Genomic DNA, 19,714 nt, shown 5'->3' with positions numbered 1-19,714 from the left:
ATATTATAAAGGATGATATTCTACAAATGCTTCAATAGCTTCGTATGATGCCAATCCTAACTGTCGGTACAATTCGGCTGTAGCACGGTTTCTGTCTTCGGAACGTTGCCAGAAAAGACGCTCATCGTTGCCCAAGAACGGAGCACTCTCCATTTGCGATTGATGTTTCAATATTGCATTTCTTTTCTTACGAAGTTCTTCGGGAGAGATAGGCACAGCCATTTCAATATGGTCAATTTCCCACTCAGCCCAAGCACCACGATACATCCAGATACGACATTCTTTGAGCCACTCTGCGCCCTTTAGCTCGTCAATAGCAGCAAGTATAGCATCAAGACACACTTTGTGAGTTCCATGTGGGTCAGCCAAGTCACCTGCAACAAATATCTGATGAGGTTGCACGCTTACCAAATAGTTTTTCACAATTTCTACATCTGCTTCTGAAATCGGATTTTTCTTCACACGGCCGGTTTCATAAAATGGAAGATCTAAGAATGTAACGTTTTCAGGTTGCACTCCTACATAACGGCAAGCTGTTGTAGCTTCCTGACGGCGAATATGCCCTTTCATGAAAAGAATGTCTGCGGTATCAACATCACCTTCTTTTTTATCTTGCAACAAAAACTGCAAAACATCAGCATATTTTTTCTTCAATACTTCATTATTGGCATCATATTTATTTCTCACATCTTCTAAGAAAGAAACATAACGAACTACCTCTTCATCGCCTACCGCAATATTACCTGATGTCTGGTATGCCACATGCACATCGTGCTTCTGGTCAACAAGACGTTTGAATGTTCCTCCCATAGAAATTACATCATCATCGGGATGCGGGCTGAAAACGATTACTTTTTTTGGATACGGAGTTGCTCGTTCAGGACGATTAGTATCGTCAGCATTTGGTTTACCTCCGGGCCAACCGGTAATTGTATGTTGAAGATCGTTAAATATCTTAATATTTACATTGTAAGCAGAACCGTATAGCGCTAACAACTCTTCGAGGCTATTATCTTGATAATCTTTATTCGTTAATTTCAAGATCGGTTTATTCACTTTGAAACAAAGCCAAACAATAGCTCTGCGAATCATTTTGCTAGTCCACTCACAGCTTGTTACCAACCATGGTTGGTTTATACGAGTCAGACTAAATGCCGCATTCAGGTCAATATGTACAGTTGCATTTGGATGAGCTTGCAAGCATGAAGCAGGAACAGACTCAGAAACCGGGCCTTCTACCACATCTTTTATACTTTTTGCTTTATCCTCACCCCAAGCGATAAGAGCTATCTCACGAGCTCTCATAATAGTAGATATCCCCATCGTTACTGCACTAGGTGGAACCTGCTCTAATGATCCGAATGTGTTTATAGCTTCTTTTCTCGATTGCTGATCCAACAGGACTAAGCGAGTATTTGAATTCATACTCGATCCGGCAATGTTAATTCCGATATTACCAGCACGGCCTAATCCCAATAACAAATAATCAATTCCTCCAACGTTTTGTATAGTCTGTTCGTAGGCTTTACAATAGTTCAATATTTCCTCTTTGCGTACTTGTCCATCAGGAGAATATACATTGTTCAGATCAATATCTATATAATCCAAGAAAGACTCTTTCAGTAGTTTCAGATTACCACTAGACTGAGGCACAAGAGGATAAAACTCGTAGATATTGAATATCACAACATCTTTGAAGCTTAGTCCGTCTTCTTTATGCAAACGTATCAGCTCTTGATAAATAGTTTGAGGTGAATGTCCTCCGGGAAGTGCCAAAACAAATTTTTGTCCGGCAATAGTTTTGTTTTTAATCTTTTGCGCAATATCTCTAGCGATGCTTAGCGAAGCCTCTACTGAAGATTCATATATTTGGGTGGGTACTTTCTCGAAACGAGTTAAAGCAGAAAGCTCAAATTCATTTTCGGGACGATAATATCGTGGTGACACCCGATCTAATACGATTTGCGAACTTAAATCCAATCTCATGTTAAAAATTTATTAATGGTTCTATTGTAAATATTTATTATAAAAAATCAAACAACTAAAGCAGCTGCTCCAAGTAGGTATATATCTTCTTTACGAGATAGTAGTATCTTCATTCTCTTTATTGTCTCAGGATAAGGAAAGGTCGTAATCACATCAAACATTTTCTCCGAAAACAGCTGATATCCTGCCGAGAGCCCACCCCCTAGTATTATAGCTTGCGGATCGTAAGTAAACAAGATAGCATTTATCAGTTTGCCGATATGCTTACCAAATTCTTCCCACAGTAAAATCATCTGTGTATCTCCAACCAAAGCCATGTTTAAAGCATCACGACCGGAAATATTATTACGATCAAAAAATTTACGACTACAATAATATTCATAATCGGCATCGAGATAAGGAAGACTCCCTATTTCTCCGGCGCCGGTATTATTTCCGTTATACAATACGTCATTGATGATAATTCCTGCTCCTACCCCGGTACCGAGAGTTACACAAACAATATTCCGGTAAGCTGTGCCTTCTCCATAATAACGCTCGCCGAAAGCAAAACAGTTAGACTCATTATTTACAAAAACAGGAATTCTGAATTCTTTTTCCAGAATATCTTTTAGGTAGACTCTTTTCCAAGATGGAATATTCACAGCATTATATACAATTCCCTGTTCTGCATCAACAACGGATGGAACTCCAATGCCAATCCCTCTAATATTTGAGTTCATTATCTTGCGGATCATATCACACAAGTTAGCAAGGATCGCTTCTTCTGACTCAGCAGCATTCGTAGGAGCTTCTATTTTTTTATATATCTGCCCGCCATCAACCACTGCCATACGGATTTTTGATCCACCTATATCTATTCCGATTCTCATAATAAACTACATGCGCCTGTTATGTTATTATAATGCAATTACACAATTAATGTTCATTCATGTGATCATCGCCAAAACTGCCGGACATCCTTATTTTACTCATTTTTCATAATAAATCGTCAGGTAATACAAATATACAGAGCATTCTAAGAATATCTATTAGCACAAATGTTAATTAACATTTACTTTCGTTATTATTTAAATATGACATCATATGAGACTAAAAATAAACGAATAAGCTTTGCGATTTTAACCTTCAAGCCTTTTAATTTAAATTTTTTAATAAAAATTTCATCCTTTATTAAAACAAGACACATTAAACATTATCCTCCCAATAGGCAATAACAACCTCCTCTTGATCGCAAAACATTTTTATTTATTATCTTCGTAGAACAAAAATAACAGAAAGCTAACTTTATTTGAATTTAGGCATTAAACCGAAAGATGACAGATTCTTTTCAGACGGACATAAAATATCTGGCAGGAGTAGGCCCCAAGAAGGCCGAAATACTCAACAAGGAAATAAATGTATTTTCGGTTGAAGACTTACTATATTATTTTCCCTACAAATATATAGACCGCAGCCGTATCTATTTTATACACGAGATAGACGGTAATATGCCATATATACAAATAAGAGGAAGAATTACAGCTTTTGAGACATTCGGTGAAGGCAGAAAAAAAAGACTCGTAGCACATTTTACGGATGGCACAGGATTTATTGATCTGGTATGGTTTCAAGGAGCAAAGTTCATTACGGATAAATATAAAGTGAACTTACCCTATATTGTTTTTGGGAAACCTACTCTTTTTGGAGACAAGTTTAATATTCCACATCCCGATATTGACCCATATATCAGCGAAGAAGAACGCCCTACAGGCTTGATGCCTTATTACAACACAACAGAGAAAATGAAAAACCATTATCTGAACTCAAAAGCAATTCAGAAAATAATGGCAGCCGCATTTTCTTCAGTTGTAAGAAGCTTACCCGAAACGCTACCGGACAGCATCATCAACGAAGCACGCTTGATGGGGTTAAAAAGTGCTATGCGCAACATCCATTTTCCGGAAAGTACAACATTGTTACGAGAAGCGCAATACAGATTGAAATTTGAGGAATTATTCTATATTCAGCTAAACATTCTAAGATATACTGCCGACAGAAAGTCAAAGTTAAAAGGATTCGTTTTTTCTAAGGTAGGCGATTACCTCAACAGGTTTTATGATGAAAACCTCCCCTTTCCTTTGACCAATGCACAAAAACGAATCATAAAAGAAATCAGGCTAGATATGGCTACCGGCGAACAAATGAATCGCTTACTGCAAGGAGATGTTGGTAGCGGAAAGACGCTTGTAGCACTTATGCTCATGTTAATTGCGTTGGACAACAACTTCCAAGCAGCTCTGATGGCTCCAACGGAAATATTGGCAACCCAGCATTACCAAACAATCACAGAAGCATTAGCAGGGCTTGATGTAAATGTAGAATTACTAACAGGCTCAACAAAAAAATCAGATAGAGAACGCATACACAATGCTCTATTGACGGGAGACCTTCAAATATTAATTGGCACACATGCACTTATAGAAGACACCGTACAGTTTTCAAACTTAGGCTTAGTGGTTATTGACGAGCAACATCGCTTTGGTGTAGCACAACGAGCCAGGTTGTGGTCGAAAAATGTAAACCCGCCACATATCTTAGTAATGACTGCCACCCCTATTCCCCGCACGCTGGCAATGACCATATATGGCGATTTGGACGTATCGGTAATAGACGAGCTTCCACCGGGACGCAAGCCCATACAAACAATTCATCAGTATGACAAAAAGCGAGGGGCTTTATACGAGTCCATTCACAGACAATTGCAAGAGGGAAGACAGGTATATATAGTGTATCCACTGATAGAAGAAAGTGAAAAACTCGACCTCAAAAATCTGGAAGAGGGATTTGAGCATATAAAAGAAATCTTCCCCGAGTATACGGTCTGCAAGGTTCATGGCAAAATGAAACCCAAAGAAAAAGATGCAGAAATGCAACGCTTTGTAACCAATGAGGCTCAAATAATGGTAGCTACTACCGTTATTGAAGTAGGTGTAAATGTACCAAACGCATCCGTTATGGTAATAGAATCGGCTCAACGCTTCGGGCTATCACAGCTGCACCAATTACGAGGACGTGTTGGTCGTGGAGCAGACCAATCATATTGTATTCTGGTGACGCCTTACGAGCTATCAGCCGACACACGGAAGCGTATCGACATAATGGTAGAAAGCAATGACGGCTTTGAAATAGCCGAAGCCGACCTAAAACTAAGAGGCCCGGGCGATCTGGAAGGAACTCAGCAGAGCGGCATCCCTTTCAATCTGCGGATAGCAAATCTTGTACGAGACGGGGAGATACTGCAATATGCACGTGAAGTCGCACAGAAAGTACTGGATGAAGATCCGCAAATGGAAAAGCCTGACAGCTTATTACTAAAGAGACAATTACGCAAACTAGGTGGTAACAAGTACAACTGGGGTTTGATCAGCTAATTAACAGACATCGCTTTTGTTAATTCTTTGATATGTTCATCTAAATATTTCAGTCGCTTCTTCGTATCGTCAACATTTTCATCCGTTTCATTTTTTCTTATCAGACCTTCTAGGTATCCGTTCAAATCGTGTCTATAATTCTGATAGTATATAAGAGCGTTCGAACTATCTTTTACCTGATTTTCGTACAATTGACCTATCGCAAAATTTATTGTCATTTTCTGATTTGTACCGGCATATATCAATGCCTTTTTATATGCCTCTACAGCATCTTCGAAAAGAGAGCCCTTATCATAAGCCGATGCCAATCCTTTATAATAAAGATATAAAGTCAGATCAGGCGGAATTGTCCTATCCAACAATTTCCGAAACAAGGGAATTGCCTTTTTATGATCTGCCAATTCGTTCGAACTTACAGCAAGGCAATAGAGCACATTATTATTTGTAGTATCCTGGCGAAATGCTTTGTCTAAAAAAATCTCAGCTTCGTAATTCTCCCTCAATGAATAGTAAGAAATTCCAAGACTACGATTAACAATAAGCGAGGAATCACCGGCTTCATAACACTTCTTAAATCGGAAGATGGCTTCCTCATAATTATCCATCACATAATACGTCAACGCATTCAGCAAATTCATCTGCTGATCGGTGCTGTCTTTTTCAAGATATACTGTAGAGTGAGCTAAAGCCTCTAGGCTACGACCAGCCTTTAAGCATAGGTTAGTAAGACTTGCCGCAGAATAACTATCAGAGCGATTAGTATCCCATGCCGCTTTGAAGTACACCATAGCGCTATCAGCTTGATTCATCTTCTCAAAACACTGAGCTATCTGAGTTAAAGTGTTGGGAGAATTATTCCGACCGTATATCTCTTTAAACAAACACAACGCTTTTTCATACTTCGTCTGCTGGAATAGCAGTTCAGCCTTTTGTATCTTATAATATAAGTTCGTTGAATCCAAACGAATCAGATCATTATAACAATCTATCCCAGCCTGCCTCCGTCCTGTTATCGCAAAGCAATTGGCTAATTCAGATTTAACCCGAACATTTTCGGGATTATTGGTAGATAGTCTTTGTAAAATATCGATCGATTTCAAATAATTACCCAAAGCTTTATGACACATCGCTTCCTGAAACTGTAGATACGCCGAAGGTTCTTTATCGGAAATATACTCCAACGCTTTTTGGTATTGAAAATTTTGAATGTAAGCTTCCAGTTCATTCTCTACAGTTTGAGAAAACAAAACAGAATGCACAATTAAAAAAGAAAGGAGTATCAAGGTCTTTTTCATAGATTATCTTTTGCAATTCAAGACTAATAGAGGTAGGCTATTTATCACCCAGCCTCTATATAATCTTGAGAAAAAAATCTGCTATTTCTTTGTTGTATTTACTACAGTATCTTTTTTAAGTCTATATACAATCGGCAATGTGAAATACACAGGTACAGCTATTCCATTCTGCTTGCCGGGAGTCCATTTTGGCATAGATTGTATCATTCTCAAAGCCTCTGCGTCACATTCAGGATCGATACCTCTAATAACTCTTACATCTGAGATCTCTCCTGTTTTGCCCACTATGAAGCGAACAGTTACACGCCCCTGTACACCTGCTTTTTGTGCAGATTCAGGATATTTCAGATTATCTGCTACAAACTTCTGCATTGCCGACTCCCCTCCGGAAAACACCGGCATATCCTCCACGGTAATGAAAGGATGACCTACTGATGGTTCAGCACCACCTTCTTTCAATGTAATACCTTCTTTTTTAGGAGTTCCATATCCGACGGCAACCATAACATCTTTATCTTTTTCTCCCTCCGAAAAATTTTTCTTACTGCCTGATATTTTGAATATCAAAGGTAATGTATAGTACACATCAACAGCTTTTCCATTTTGCTTTCCGGGAATCCAGTTTGGCATAGCTTTCACGACACGAACAGCTTCTTTGTCCAAAGACGGATGAACACCTCTTATAACCACTACATCTGATATATCTCCCGTGCTTTTCACTACATAACGTACAGTCACACGCCCTTCAATGCCTTTTTCCTGAGCTTCAACAGGATACTTCAAATTTTGCGCAATAAACCTTTGCTGAGCATTCAGTCCTCCCGGAAATTCAGGCATTTTGTCTACAGTCACGTATACATCTCCTTTTTTCTGAGGCACTTGTTGCCCATCATTAACAAAAGGTATCGTTATCATATCTGCTATATCCGGCGAAGCCTGCACAGCATTTCCTAATAGCAAAACAAAAACAACCGGAACAAGCAATAAATATTTAGTTGCTTTACCTAGCGATGTCCTATTTTTATTCATCATGGTAATTCGTTTTTTTAATTGTGATACATTAAAATTGTTTATAATTGGTATACCAGTATTTACGTTTGATACTTGCAATAATATATATTGATATTCTTTGGGACTGAATCCTTCCTTCAAGACCCCCTCATCCGCTAGATATTCAAGATTTATTTTTATTTCCTTTTTCAAAAGCCAGACAAAAGGATTCCACCAGAAGAATACACACAAGACTTCGGCTAGTAATACATCTACAGAGTGTAATTGTCTGACATGAACCATCTCATGGGCTATAATTTCTTTTAACTTTTCTTCTCCGTCAATTTGAGAGCCGATAAAAATCCATCTAAAAAATGAGAATGGCGAGATTTTCCTGTCTTTTATTTTTACAATACAACATGTATCCAATTTTTCAGAATCATGACCGACCTTCAACTTTAGTATACAAAATAATTGCATTATAAATCTTAGTGCATAAATCAGAGATACTGCTCCTATTGCAAATAAAGCAATCAGTTTCCAATCAATCACCGAAACCTGTTGTGCGGGCATTGCCGATACCTCTATTTGCGAAAGCCAATATGCCGGTATCTGAACAGGAACCTCTTCTTTAGCCGTCACTTCAATCATCAAAAAAGGAAATAGTAATGAAAAAACGATTGAAAAAAGAAAATAAAATCTCCTCAGGCGGAAAAAAGTATCCTTTCTTAACAGCAACATATATAAGCCATAAAATAAAGCCAATGATACAGAAGCTTTAATCAAATAAGGTATAATTGTGTGTTCCATGGCGTTAACAATTAAATGATTTACTCTTTTCCTTTTTCTATCATTTTCACTATTTCTTGCAACTCTTCAGGGGATATCTTTTCTTCTTTCACAAAGAACGAGACCAACTCTTTATACGAGTTTTCGAAATAACTCTTCACCACATTCGACATAAAAGCCTTCTTATAATCATCTTCGGCTACTTTCGGAGTATAAACCCACACATTTCCATATTTCTTAGAGTTCAAATAATCCTTTTGCTCCAGATTACGAACAATAGAAGCAACAGTAGTGTAAGGCGGCTTTGGATCATCCATTTCATTTAGAATGTCTTTTACTACACACTCTTTTAATTGCCAAATATGAAGCATTACCGCTTCCTCCTGATGGGTTAACTTTTCCATTATTATAAATTTTACGTAAATCTACTATTTTTTCGTAAATATAGATGTTATTTTTTATAATACAAATATTTATCATTTATTTTTCATGTGATATATTTGTCACCATAAATAAAAGTGATATATTTGTCACGTAAATATTATTTTTATGACTTAAATTAAATATTATGACCGAGAAGCAAATTAGGACATATAAGAATCTATCATTCTTAGGGATTTTTGGGCTGTCTGGATTAAACTATTTCATAGATTATGATCTGCAAAACTTATTCAACCTGTCATATCTAGCATTTTTAGCCTACATCCCGCTATATAGAGAATTAAAAAAAGGAGTAGACGAGAGAACAGAAGAAAATATAGCTAAATCGAATCGTATAGCAGCAATAATAGCTGTCGGCACACTACTTATACTAGGTATAATACCAAACATACTGTATCATTCTTTTGGTTTAGCATATTCACCATCTTTTTTTATTGGAACAGCAGCAATAGGATTCTTTTGCACAATAGTAACTCAGGTTTGTGCTTTTTTCTATTACGAAAGAGAATAGTTTATATATGTCTGAATTTAAATCATACCTAAAAGACTATAGATTAAAAGCCGGGCTGACACAAGAAGAACTGGCGGAAATAGTAAAAGTACGCAGGGAAACAATTATCCGTTTAGAAGCAGGAAAATACAATCCTTCTCTAAAATTAGCTATTGATATATCAAGAACATTGAAGACCCCGATCGAAGATATTTTTGTATTCGACTAAAATATTATTTCCCCGACAAAACCTTGTTTTTAGGTGTAGTTGCTACAAATTCTTTGAGATAGAATGGTTCAAAATAAGCAACGTCTACAAATGATTTTTCCTCATAGGCTTTCTCTGCTAATGTCACCATATTTGCAGCCTTCGGATATACGTTATCTATAAATTGAGCATTCGCATGCGACAAGACGTTTTTGCATTTGTCTGCACCATTACCGAAAAAGGCTATCTTATTTTCATTCAGAATGTCAGCAAAAGAATTTTCGTCTATAATATCAGCTGATATTTCTTTTTTCAAGTTTAAGTCAAAGTCAAACAAGGCATCATAAACCTCCATTCTACGGGCATCTATCATCGGACAAAGAAGAATTGACCGATCAATCACGTTTGATTTTACAACCCCATAAGCCATCAATTCTAATGTATTAATTGCAATCAGAGGAATATTCAATCCATAGCAAAGACCTTTTGCCTCAGACACTCCGATACGAAGCCCCGTATAAGAGCCCGGTCCGCAACTAACAGCAACGGCGTCTAACGACATATTCTCCAATCTCAAAAATTGGATTGCTTCATTTACATATTCTCCGAGGAGAACAGCGTGGGAAGGACCTTCTATATTTTCTTTTTCAAATATTATTTCACCTCGGTTAGAGACAGCTACTGAGCATACTTCTGTAGAAGTTTCTATACTTAAAATACAAGACATTATATTTTCATTTTTACAGGATGTAAAATTACACAAAATCTTGATAATTAAATTTTATTCATACTTTATCTAATATCTAATATCCATACTTTTTTGTACATTTGAGTAGTTTTAACAGATATACAGATAAAAATTAACAACAAACGGTTGTTATAGATATTAAGAAATAATTTAATAAGAGAAATATGAGTAAGAATAAAGCTCCTCATAAAAAAGACAAAAGGAAGACTAAAAGCGACATTACAAATTCCGTTGTAAACTTTTTCAACAAGAATTCTTCCGAATCATTTGGCATTAAACAGGTAGCCGAAAAATTAGGATTCAAAAAACCTGCAGAGAAACAACTAATAAGCAATATACTATACGACCTCCAAGAAGATGATTTTATAATAGAAACCGGAAAGGGAAAATATAAGTCGAACAATAGAGGAATCTTTGTTGAAGGAGTATTCGAACGAAGAAGCAATGGCAAAAACTTTTTCGTACCGGATGGAGAAAGTGATTCGGCTCATATATTTATTGCCGAACGCAATTCGGCTCACGCAATGAATGGCGACCGTGTGAAAATACAAATGCTGGCAAAGCGAAAAGGGCGTGATCCGGAAGGAGAAGTATTAGAAATACTGGAACGGAAACAAACAACATTTGTTGGCACGCTCGATGTACAAAAGCAATTTGCTTTCTTGGTAATGGATAGCAAGATACTTGCGAATGACATATTCATCCCGAAAGACAACCTCAAAGGAGGAAATGACGGAGACAAAGCATTGGTAGAGGTAGTAGAATGGCCTCAGAAAGCCAAGAACCCGATAGGAAAAGTTATAGACATACTGGGAAAGGCAGGAGAAAACAACACCGAGATGAATGCGATCCTTGCCGAATTTGGATTACCATACAAATATCCTGAAAAGGTAGAAGCGGCAGCAAATAAAATACCGGATGACATCACCGCCGAAGAGATAGCCAAGCGCGAGGACATGCGTAGTACAACGACATTTACCATCGACCCACGAGATGCAAAAGACTTCGACGACGCATTATCTATCAAACAATTAAAAAACGGACGTTGGGAAGTAGGTGTGCACATAGCTGATGTAACGCACTATGTACAAGAGGGAGACACGATAGATAAAGAAGGTGAGAGTAGAGCTACATCCATCTATCTTGTAGACCGCACCATCCCGATGCTACCCGAAAGGCTGAGTAACAATCTGTGTTCACTACGTCCTCACGAAGATAAATTATGCTACTCTGTTATCTTCGAGCTAGATGATGAAGCAAATATAAAAAAGCATAGAATTACCCGCACTGTTATCCATTCCGACAGACGATTTACGTACGAGGAAGCTCAAGACATAATAGAAGGGGCCGAGGGAGACTTTAAGGAAGAAATCTTACAACTAAACGATCTGGCAAAAAAATTGCGGGCTAAACGTTTCGACAACGGAGCTATCGCGTTCGATCGTCACGAAGTGAGATTCGAGATCGATGAGAAGGGAAAACCATTGAGTGTTTATTTTAAATACGCCAAAGATTCGAATAAACTGATAGAAGAGTTTATGCTTTTAGCAAACAAAACTGTAGCAGAGTTTGTAGGAAATGTTCCGAAGAATAAAAGTGCGAAAACATTTGTTTACCGTATCCACGATATACCAAATACCGAAAAGATGGAAAACCTCTCTGAGTTTATCCGTCGTTTTGGCTACAAAATCAAAGTAGATGGAACAAAGACAAATGTATCGAAAGCTATCAATCACCTACTGGACGAAGTGAGCGGAAAACCCGAAGAGAATCTTATTTCTACGATCGCTATACGTGCGATGGCAAAAGCAATATATTCCACAGTCAATATCGGTCACTACGGACTGGCATTCGAATACTATACACATTTCACCTCCCCTATACGTCGCTATCCCGACATGATGGTGCACAGGCTACTCACCAGATATCTGGATGGAGGGCGCAGTGTAAACAAACATCTATACGAAGGTAAATGTGAACACAGCTCTGAAATGGAACAGCTAGCCGCTAATGCAGAAAGAGCATCTATCAAGTACAAACAAGTAGAATATATGTCTGATAAACTCGGACAGGTCTTCGATGCTGTGATCTCCGGTATAACAGAATGGGGTGTTTATGCAGAAATAAATGAAAACAAGTGTGAGGGCATGATTCCGATACGAGATTTGGATGATGACTTCTACGAATTTGATGAAAAGAATTACTGCTTACGAGGTCGTCGCAAAAAACGCACTTACAGCCTTGGCGACCCGCTGAAAATTAAAGTTGCCCGAGCCAATCTGGAACGGAAACAACTCGATTTTGCGCTGGTTGAAGAATAAAATAAGGTTCTGCCACCAAACATAAAGAAAAACTATCAAGAGACAATCCGGTTTTTATGATATACAGAGTGAAACAAATAATCTCAATGAGATGAAATGTTTCACTCTGTTTAAATATTGGAATCAGGCTCTAAAAGCTGTTCTTTTTTATTTATACTCTATTTTTATTACTTTTGTTCAATTATAGTCAACTTTTATTAATCATTATCAACAACTTTACGTGTATGAACAAATATTCTATTAGATCTTTCATCGAAGAAACTGCACAAGACGAGTCAAAAAACGACTTCTTCCAGCTAGAAAGCACTCATATGCTTGAACTTAACATCAACAACCAAACGGTCATGTTAAAAAAAGGAGCAATGGTTGCTTATACAGGAAACATAAAGTTTGAAAGAGAGGGTATGCTGAGCAAAGGCATCGGAAACCTACTAAAGAAAACAATGTCGGGAGAAGGAACTACTATGATGAGAACTTCAGGAACCGGACGTGTATATGCGGCTGATTTCGAAAAAAGAGTGAGAATCTTATATCTTGAAAACGAAGCTATCAATGTAAATGGAAATGACATCCTTGCTCATGAAAATTCGATACAATCAGATGTAAAAATGATGAAAAGCATTGCCGGCATTATGGGCGGCGGACTGTTTCAAGTACGTCTGGCAGGGACAGGACATGTTGCTATCACTACTCACGGTAAACCCATGACGTTATTGGTGAAGCCGGGACAACCGATATTTACGGACCCTAACGCCACTGTTGCATGGTCGGGGAATCTGACTCCAACTATAAAAACAGATATATCCCTCAAAACATTCATCGGACGTGGTAGCGGCGAAAGCTTCCAGATGATGTTTGAAGGAGAAGGTTGGGTTATTGTACAGCCGTGTGAAGAAGTGTACGGCGCACCTCAATAACAAGTAAAGTTCTTTATATATAAAAAGGTATTCATTCAGAATGCCTTTTTTTATTTTCTCCCTAATTATTCATTTCTATTTATTAAAAAACATAATTCGTTATGTATTTTTAAGCTAAATGTACTACTTTTGCACTTTAATAAATATTTAAGGAGAAGAGCTTCTATGAAGACAGTAAAAATCAAAGATAAAGAATTCGAACTATTTCTGACACAGGAGGTAATTGAAAAAGCAATAGATGATATCGCAGAAAAACTGAACAAAGATTTAGCAGGTAAGGATCCTTTATTTATCTGTGTTCTCAACGGTTCTTTTATGTACGCTTCGGAACTGATGAAGCGTGTTACTGTTCCAAGCGAAGTATCTTTCGTGAAAATGTCATCTTATCAAGGTACGTCATCGTCAGGTAAATTGAAAGAAATATACGGACTTGAAGAAGATATCACAGATCGTACAATAGTTATTGTTGAAGATATAGTAGACACAGGCTATACGATGTCTTTAATGCTCGAACAGTTGGCATGCGATAGTCCGAAAGAAATACTTGTAACTACACTCCTTCTTAAACCTGATGCCTTAAAGCATAAAGTACAGCTAGACTATGTGGCATTAGAAATCCCTAGCGATTTTATCGTTGGATACGGACTCGATTATGATGGTTATGGCCGCAATCTTGCTGACATATACAAAATAAAAAACTCTTAACAATAATATTTACGATTTACGCCTTGCTGTTTGCAACCCGTAACTTGTAACTCGTAATTCTAACAGTATGCTGAATATTATAATTTTTGGAGCTCCGGGCTCAGGAAAAGGAACTCAAAGTGAAAATCTCATCACAAGATATAATCTCGCTCACATTTCGACAGGAGATGTGCTACGCGCTGAGATAAAAAATGGAACCGAACTAGGCAAATTGGCCGAAGAATATATCTCTAAAGGTCAGCTTGTACCGGACGATGTAGTTATCGGGATGCTGGCAAATGTTTTGGATAGCAAGAAAGATAAAGCAGGCGTTATATTCGATGGTTTTCCAAGAACAATCGCTCAGGGCGAGGCTCTTGAAAAAATATTAAAAGAACGCGGAGAAGAAATTTCTATCGTTATCAATCTCGATGTAGAAGAGCCGGAACTGATAGACAGACTTATTAAGCGCGGACAACAATCGGGACGCTCAGATGATAATCTGGAGACTATAAAATCCCGCCTTGATGTATATAAAAATCAAACTTCCCCACTGAAAGATCATTATATGAATTCGGGGAAATTGGCCACAATAAAAGGAGTTGGCACCATAGATCAAATATTTGATCTTATAGCCGAAGCCGTGGACAAAGTTAAATAATTGAATTATTTATATATACAGGGAAGTTATAAACCGTGAACGGTATTATAACTTCCTTTGTTATCTAAATAGAATAAATAAAAATATGGCAGAATCAAATTTCATAGATTACGTCAAGATATACTGCCGGTCGGGTAAAGGTGGTAGAGGTTCAACCCATTTCCGCAGGGAAAAGTATATACCGAAAGGTGGCCCTGACGGAGGTGACGGAGGTGACGGAGGTGATATTATTCTCCGAGCCAACCGAAACATGTGGACACTGCTCCACCTGAAATACCAACGCCATGTCCTTGCAGGACATGGAGAAAGCGGATCGGGCAGATTGAGTACAGGTAAAAGTGGTGATTCTAAAATCATAGATGTTCCTTGCGGAACAGTAGCCTATGATGCCGAAACAGGAGAATATCTTTGCGACGTTACTGAAGACGGAAAAGAAGTTGTTCTATTGAAAGGAGGAAGAGGGGGAAAAGGAAACAACCATTTCAAAACCTCAACAAATCAGGCTCCCCGCTATGCACAACCCGGCGAACCATTTCAAGAGCGCAGGGTCATACTGGAACTAAAAGTTCTTGCCGATGTAGGACTCGTAGGATTTCCGAATGCAGGAAAATCAACACTTCTATCAGTCGTTAGTGCAGCAAAACCCAAAATAGCAAATTATCCGTTTACTACTCTTGAACCTAAAATCGGGATCGTAAGTTATCGTGATTACAAATCATTTGTAATGGCTGACATACCGGGTATTATAGAAGGTGCAAGCGAAGGGAAAGGACTCGGATTGCGTTTCCTACGACATATTGAGCGTAACTCGCTTTTACTGTTTATGGTACCTGCCGATGCTGACGATATCCATCAAGAATACAGAGTTTTATTGAATGAATTGGCTCAGTACAATCCCGAATTGTTAGATAAGCGAAGAATATTAGCGATCTCGAAAGCTGATATGCTCGACGATGAACTAATGGAAGCTTTGGAAGCTGATCTACCCGAAATACCTCATATATTTATTTCATCCATTACAGGCTATAATATTACAGCCCTAAAAGATATGCTATGGCGTGAACTAAATGCAGACGGTGAATACAAAAAATCATTTGAAAGCATCACCCATCGCAACCTCGACATAAAAGTTGTGGAATTCGATGATGATGACGAATCTATCCCTGAAGATGACTACGAGGAAGAAGACTGGGATGAGGAAGAGGATGAAGATTTCGATCCGGATTTTTATTACGGAGAAGATACTGAAGAAGAAAATAAATAAGAAAAGCAAATGCCCTTTATCAACAGAGATCAAGGGCATTTCTTAAAATTAGGAATATGGATACAATTCGAAGCAACAGACTGAATCTACTAACATTTCCCTCTTTTCCAACAAAGAGCGTATCTGTTTTCACAACTACCATTGAGGGAGGAATTAGCACAGGAGCATACGCTTCTCTAAATCTTAGTCCTTATTCGGGAGATGATGCAGATTGTGTCAGTGAAAATCAGGAACTTCTTGCTGATGAAATAAATGTATCCATAGAAAACCTATACATCCCCTATCAGACTCATAACGATCAGATACGAATCATTGATAGTGACTTTCTGAACAAAAGTGATTTGGAAAAAGCAAAATATCTGAATGACATTGATGCTTTAATCACCAATCAAAAAGATATTTGCATAGGAGTTACCACTGCCGATTGTGTGCCCATTCTTATATTTGATCCTGTACAACATGTGCTTGCTGCAATACATGCCGGATGGAAAGGTACTGTAGCCCGAATTGCAGAGAAAACAATAGAAAAGATGACAGAGCACTTCGACAGCAAACCTCAAGATCTAGTGGCAGGAATAGGCCCTTGCATCTCACAGAAACACTTTGAAGTAGGAGATGAAGTTGTGGATGCTTTTATTCAGACAGGATTTTCCATCACTGATATAGCATATCGCAATACTGAGAGCGGGAAAATGCACATAAATCTTGAATTGGCAAATAAATTACTGTTAATTGAAGCCGGCATCAACAACAAGAATATAGAAGTTGCGAACTTATGTACTTATTCTCATCCCGAACTTTTCTTCTCTGCCCGAAGACAAACAATCAATTCGGGGCGGATATTAACAGGAGGTGTATTGAAGTAATAATTTTGTACTTTTGTGTAGCAAACAAACAATAAAAAGACCGTTGATAATGAATCCTATATTTTTTCCACCCGAATGGTATCCGCAAAGTGCAATACAGTTAACATGGCCTCATCCCGATACCGATTGGGATTATATGCTCGAAGAAGTGACTGCATGCTATGTTAATATAGCAGTAGAAATACTGAAAAGGCAAAAATTAATTGTTGTGTGTCACAATGCAGAGACCGTGAAGTATGAGTTGAAAGAGTATAAAGACTTATTCCGAAATCTCACATTGGTAGAATTGCCAACCAATGATACTTGGGCACGTGATCACAGCGGGATATCTGTTATTAATAATGGGAAAAAACAAGTGTATGATTTCACATTCAATGGATGGGGATTAAAGTTTGCATCGAACTACGACAATCAAATAAGCAGAGGCTTGTTCAAAAACGGTATATTTAAAAGTGATGTAGAGTTAATCAACAAGAAGGATTTTGCCCTCGAAGGAGGCGCATTGGAATCGGACGGAAAAGGCACACTTTTGACTACATCCGAATGCTTGCTTTCTGCGAACAGAAATTCCTTCATGTCGAAAGATGAAATAGAAAAGTATCTAAAAGAAGTCTTCGGACTAAATAAGATATTATGGTTGGATCATGGTTACCTAAGTGGAGATGATACTGATAGCCATATAGATACATTGGCTCGTTATTGCGACGAACACACAATTGTATATGTAAAATGTGAAGATAAAAAAGACGAACACTATGAGGCTCTGGCCAAGATGGAGGAACAATTAAAAACCTTCACCGATTATCAAGGCAATCCATATAAGTTAATCTCGCTGCCTATGGCAAAAGCCGTATACGACGAAGACAATGAAAGGCTTCCGGCGACTTACGCCAATTTCCTTATAATGAACGATGTTGTACTACTTCCATTCTACAACGATCAGGAAAGAGATACAGAGGCCAAAGAGAAATTAGAAATAGCTTTTCCAACAAGAGAAATCATAGGAATAGATTGTTCTTCCTTGATACGTCAACATGGTTCGTTGCACTGTATAACAATGCAATATCCCGATAATTTTGTATAATACCCAAGCGTTTATGAAAGATCAAAAAGCATTATTATTAAGGTGTATAAAAAATGATGTTCCGGCGATGGTATTTTCGGGAAACGACATATTATTTTTACCTTTACTTAAACAATATTATCTGGATGCTAAAAAAGGCGGATGCACGCAAGAGTTTCTGGATGACATTCAGTTAAGGATCGATGAGTTTGAGAAACATATACAAATGTCTCCCAATACAATTAAATTACCAGATTAGAGGATTATGAAAATAGGAATCATACAACAGGCAAATACTCCTGATATACAGAAAAATATAGCAGGACTAAAAGATAAAATCCGTAAGGCAGCAAACGAAGGTGCACAACTCATTGTTTTACAAGAGCTTCACAATTCGCTTTATTTCTGTCAAGTAGAGGATACAAATATTTTTGATCTGGCCGAAACAATACCCGGACCGTCTACCGACGACTTTGGGACTCTGGCTAAAGAGTTAGGAGTTGTCATTGTACTTTCCCTATTCGAACGTCGTGCTCCCGGACTGTATCACAATACAGCTGTAGTAATAGAAAAAGACGGAACTATTGCAGGTAAATACCGCAAGATGCATATTCCCGACGATCCTGCTTATTACGAAAAATTTTATTTCACTCCCGGAGATCTTGGCTTTAAGCCGATCGAAACATCATTAGGTAAACTTGGAGTTTTGGTATGTTGGGATCAGTGGTACCCCGAAGCTGCACGCCTGATGGCAATGGCTGGGGCTGATATTCTTATTTACCCTACAGCTATAGGTTGGGAATCGACCGATACAGAAGACGAAAAAAACCGCCAGCTTGGCGCTTGGGTGATCTCTCAACGAGGACACGCAGTTGCTAACGGACTGCACGTTATATCTGTAAATCGCACAGGATATGAACCCGACCCATCGGGACAAACCAATGGAATCACTTTCTGGGGAAACAGCTTCGTTGCAGGCCCTCAAGGCGAAATTCTATGGCAGGCATCCAACCACAAAGAAGAAGTACAAATAGTAGAAACAGATATGAAGCGTTCTGAACAGGTACGACGTTGGTGGCCATTCTTCCGAGACAGACGTATAGATGCATTCGGTGATATTACAAAGCGTTTTATCGATTAATGTAGGTATACATTTGTAGGCTTCATATTATTCATTCGTACATATAACTTGGATAGTTATATAATACAAGGATTCTTAGTAGAGATAATAAGAATAGTCTTGTAGACAGACTTCTGTTTGTAATCTCAAGATAAGAATATATCTTTTCCTATAAAGGATTTCACTTCGTTGAGAAATGTTTTTTAGTTCTGCCGGTTCTCCAAAACCGACGAAACCGAGCCCATAAAAAGAGTATCTTATAAGTATAAAATTATCTATTAAGTAGAAAGCAATAGCGAATGTTATATATTGTTTTTAGCCTTTGATAAAATTAGAAACAGAAAAAAGGTAACAATTAAAAACAGTAAATAAAGTGTCACTTTTGTCACCTTTTTGACAATAAATATCTCTTTAGATGCAACTTAAGCATTTCACAATATTTTAAATAAATCACCGTA

18 protein-coding genes are annotated in these 19,714 nt (G+C 37.9%); 12 read left to right on the top strand and 6 right to left on the bottom strand.

Going from position 1 to position 19,714, the window contains the following annotated elements:
- Positions 1-3: 3 nt before the first annotated feature.
- Together PKC55_RS14070 and PKC55_RS14065 are read right to left on the bottom strand one after the other, a co-directional pair.
- Complete coding sequence (locus tag PKC55_RS14070) at positions 4-1,986, bottom strand: glucosamine-6-phosphate deaminase (RefSeq protein ID WP_324373501.1); 1,983 nt, start codon at positions 1,984-1,986, stop codon at positions 4-6.
- 47 nt (positions 1,987-2,033) lie between these two features.
- The gene (locus PKC55_RS14065; protein WP_135107011.1) at positions 2,034-2,858 is read right to left on the bottom strand and encodes an ROK family protein; all 825 of its coding nucleotides are present in this window, start codon (positions 2,856-2,858) and stop codon (positions 2,034-2,036) included.
- Between the two features lie 444 nt (positions 2,859-3,302).
- Here PKC55_RS14065 and recG point away from each other — a divergent pair, with 444 nt between their 5' ends.
- Positions 3,303-5,399: an ATP-dependent DNA helicase RecG gene (gene recG, locus PKC55_RS14060; protein WP_291125591.1), complete on the top strand. Its 2,097-nt coding sequence runs from the start codon at positions 3,303-3,305 to the stop codon at positions 5,397-5,399.
- Here recG and PKC55_RS14055 read toward each other — a convergent pair.
- The 3 genes from PKC55_RS14055 to PKC55_RS14045 all read right to left on the bottom strand — a co-directional run bounded on the left by PKC55_RS14055 (position 5,396) and on the right by PKC55_RS14045 (position 8,877).
- Entirely contained in the window at positions 5,396-6,694 is a 1,299-nt protein-coding gene (locus tag PKC55_RS14055; RefSeq protein WP_324373498.1) for a tetratricopeptide repeat protein, read from the bottom strand. The two genes, recG and PKC55_RS14055, sit on opposite strands and share 4 nt — an antisense overlap.
- An 81-nt stretch (positions 6,695-6,775) precedes the next feature.
- On the bottom strand, positions 6,776-8,335 hold the full coding sequence (locus tag PKC55_RS14050; RefSeq protein ID WP_324373496.1) for a TonB family protein: 1,560 nt from the start codon (positions 8,333-8,335) through the stop codon (positions 6,776-6,778).
- Between the two features lie 179 nt (positions 8,336-8,514).
- Positions 8,515-8,877, bottom strand: coding sequence for a BlaI/MecI/CopY family transcriptional regulator (locus tag PKC55_RS14045; RefSeq protein WP_135107019.1), 363 nt, complete (start codon positions 8,875-8,877; stop codon positions 8,515-8,517).
- 164 nt (positions 8,878-9,041) lie between these two features.
- Here PKC55_RS14045 and PKC55_RS14040 point away from each other — a divergent pair, with 164 nt between their 5' ends.
- Positions 9,042-9,425: a DUF2178 domain-containing protein gene (locus PKC55_RS14040; protein WP_324373494.1), complete on the top strand. Its 384-nt coding sequence runs from the start codon at positions 9,042-9,044 to the stop codon at positions 9,423-9,425.
- A 7-nt stretch (positions 9,426-9,432) separates the two neighbouring features.
- On the top strand, positions 9,433-9,633 hold the full coding sequence (locus PKC55_RS14035) for a helix-turn-helix transcriptional regulator (protein ID WP_283687397.1): 201 nt from the start codon (positions 9,433-9,435) through the stop codon (positions 9,631-9,633).
- Positions 9,634-9,637: 4 nt separating this feature from the next.
- On the opposite strand, the gene tsaB is transcribed toward PKC55_RS14035, so the two are convergent.
- The gene (gene tsaB, locus PKC55_RS14030) at positions 9,638-10,339 is read right to left on the bottom strand and encodes a tRNA (adenosine(37)-N6)-threonylcarbamoyltransferase complex dimerization subunit type 1 TsaB (protein WP_308600148.1); all 702 of its coding nucleotides are present in this window, start codon (positions 10,337-10,339) and stop codon (positions 9,638-9,640) included.
- A 185-nt stretch (positions 10,340-10,524) separates the two neighbouring features.
- On the opposite strand from tsaB, the gene rnr reads away from it, so the two are divergent.
- The 9 genes from rnr to PKC55_RS13985 all read left to right on the top strand — a co-directional run bounded on the left by rnr (position 10,525) and on the right by PKC55_RS13985 (position 19,277).
- Positions 10,525-12,681: a ribonuclease R gene (rnr, locus tag PKC55_RS14025; protein WP_291028439.1), complete on the top strand. Its 2,157-nt coding sequence runs from the start codon at positions 10,525-10,527 to the stop codon at positions 12,679-12,681.
- A 224-nt stretch (positions 12,682-12,905) separates the two neighbouring features.
- A complete protein-coding gene (locus PKC55_RS14020; protein ID WP_006842020.1) occupies positions 12,906-13,598 on the top strand; it encodes an AIM24 family protein in 693 nt (230 codons plus the stop codon).
- Positions 13,599-13,763: 165 nt separating this feature from the next.
- Positions 13,764-14,303: a hypoxanthine phosphoribosyltransferase gene (gene hpt / locus PKC55_RS14015; RefSeq protein ID WP_006842019.1), complete on the top strand. Its 540-nt coding sequence runs from the start codon at positions 13,764-13,766 to the stop codon at positions 14,301-14,303.
- A 67-nt stretch (positions 14,304-14,370) separates the two neighbouring features.
- Positions 14,371-14,943, top strand: coding sequence for an adenylate kinase (locus tag PKC55_RS14010; protein WP_006842018.1), 573 nt, complete (start codon positions 14,371-14,373; stop codon positions 14,941-14,943).
- Positions 14,944-15,028: 85 nt separating this feature from the next.
- The gene (gene obgE / locus PKC55_RS14005; RefSeq protein ID WP_283687400.1) at positions 15,029-16,207 is read left to right on the top strand and encodes a GTPase ObgE; all 1,179 of its coding nucleotides are present in this window, start codon (positions 15,029-15,031) and stop codon (positions 16,205-16,207) included.
- 56 nt (positions 16,208-16,263) lie between these two features.
- Positions 16,264-17,073, top strand: a complete 810-nt coding sequence (pgeF, locus tag PKC55_RS14000; protein ID WP_291128064.1) for a peptidoglycan editing factor PgeF — start codon at positions 16,264-16,266, stop codon at positions 17,071-17,073.
- A 49-nt stretch (positions 17,074-17,122) separates the two neighbouring features.
- Positions 17,123-18,157: an agmatine deiminase family protein gene (locus PKC55_RS13995; protein WP_291128061.1), complete on the top strand. Its 1,035-nt coding sequence runs from the start codon at positions 17,123-17,125 to the stop codon at positions 18,155-18,157.
- Positions 18,158-18,170: 13 nt separating this feature from the next.
- Complete coding sequence (locus PKC55_RS13990; RefSeq protein ID WP_006842014.1) at positions 18,171-18,395, top strand: hypothetical protein; 225 nt, start codon at positions 18,171-18,173, stop codon at positions 18,393-18,395.
- 6 nt (positions 18,396-18,401) lie between these two features.
- Entirely contained in the window at positions 18,402-19,277 is an 876-nt protein-coding gene (locus PKC55_RS13985; protein ID WP_324373485.1) for a carbon-nitrogen hydrolase, read from the top strand.
- Positions 19,278-19,714 lie beyond the last annotated feature (437 nt).

Source organism: Dysgonomonas sp., from assembly GCF_035323175.1.
In the GTDB taxonomy this organism is placed as follows: Bacteria; Bacteroidota; Bacteroidia; order Bacteroidales; family Dysgonomonadaceae; genus Dysgonomonas.
Note: the sequence above shows the minus strand (reverse complement) of the source record. Positions and strands in the feature narration are given on the sequence as shown.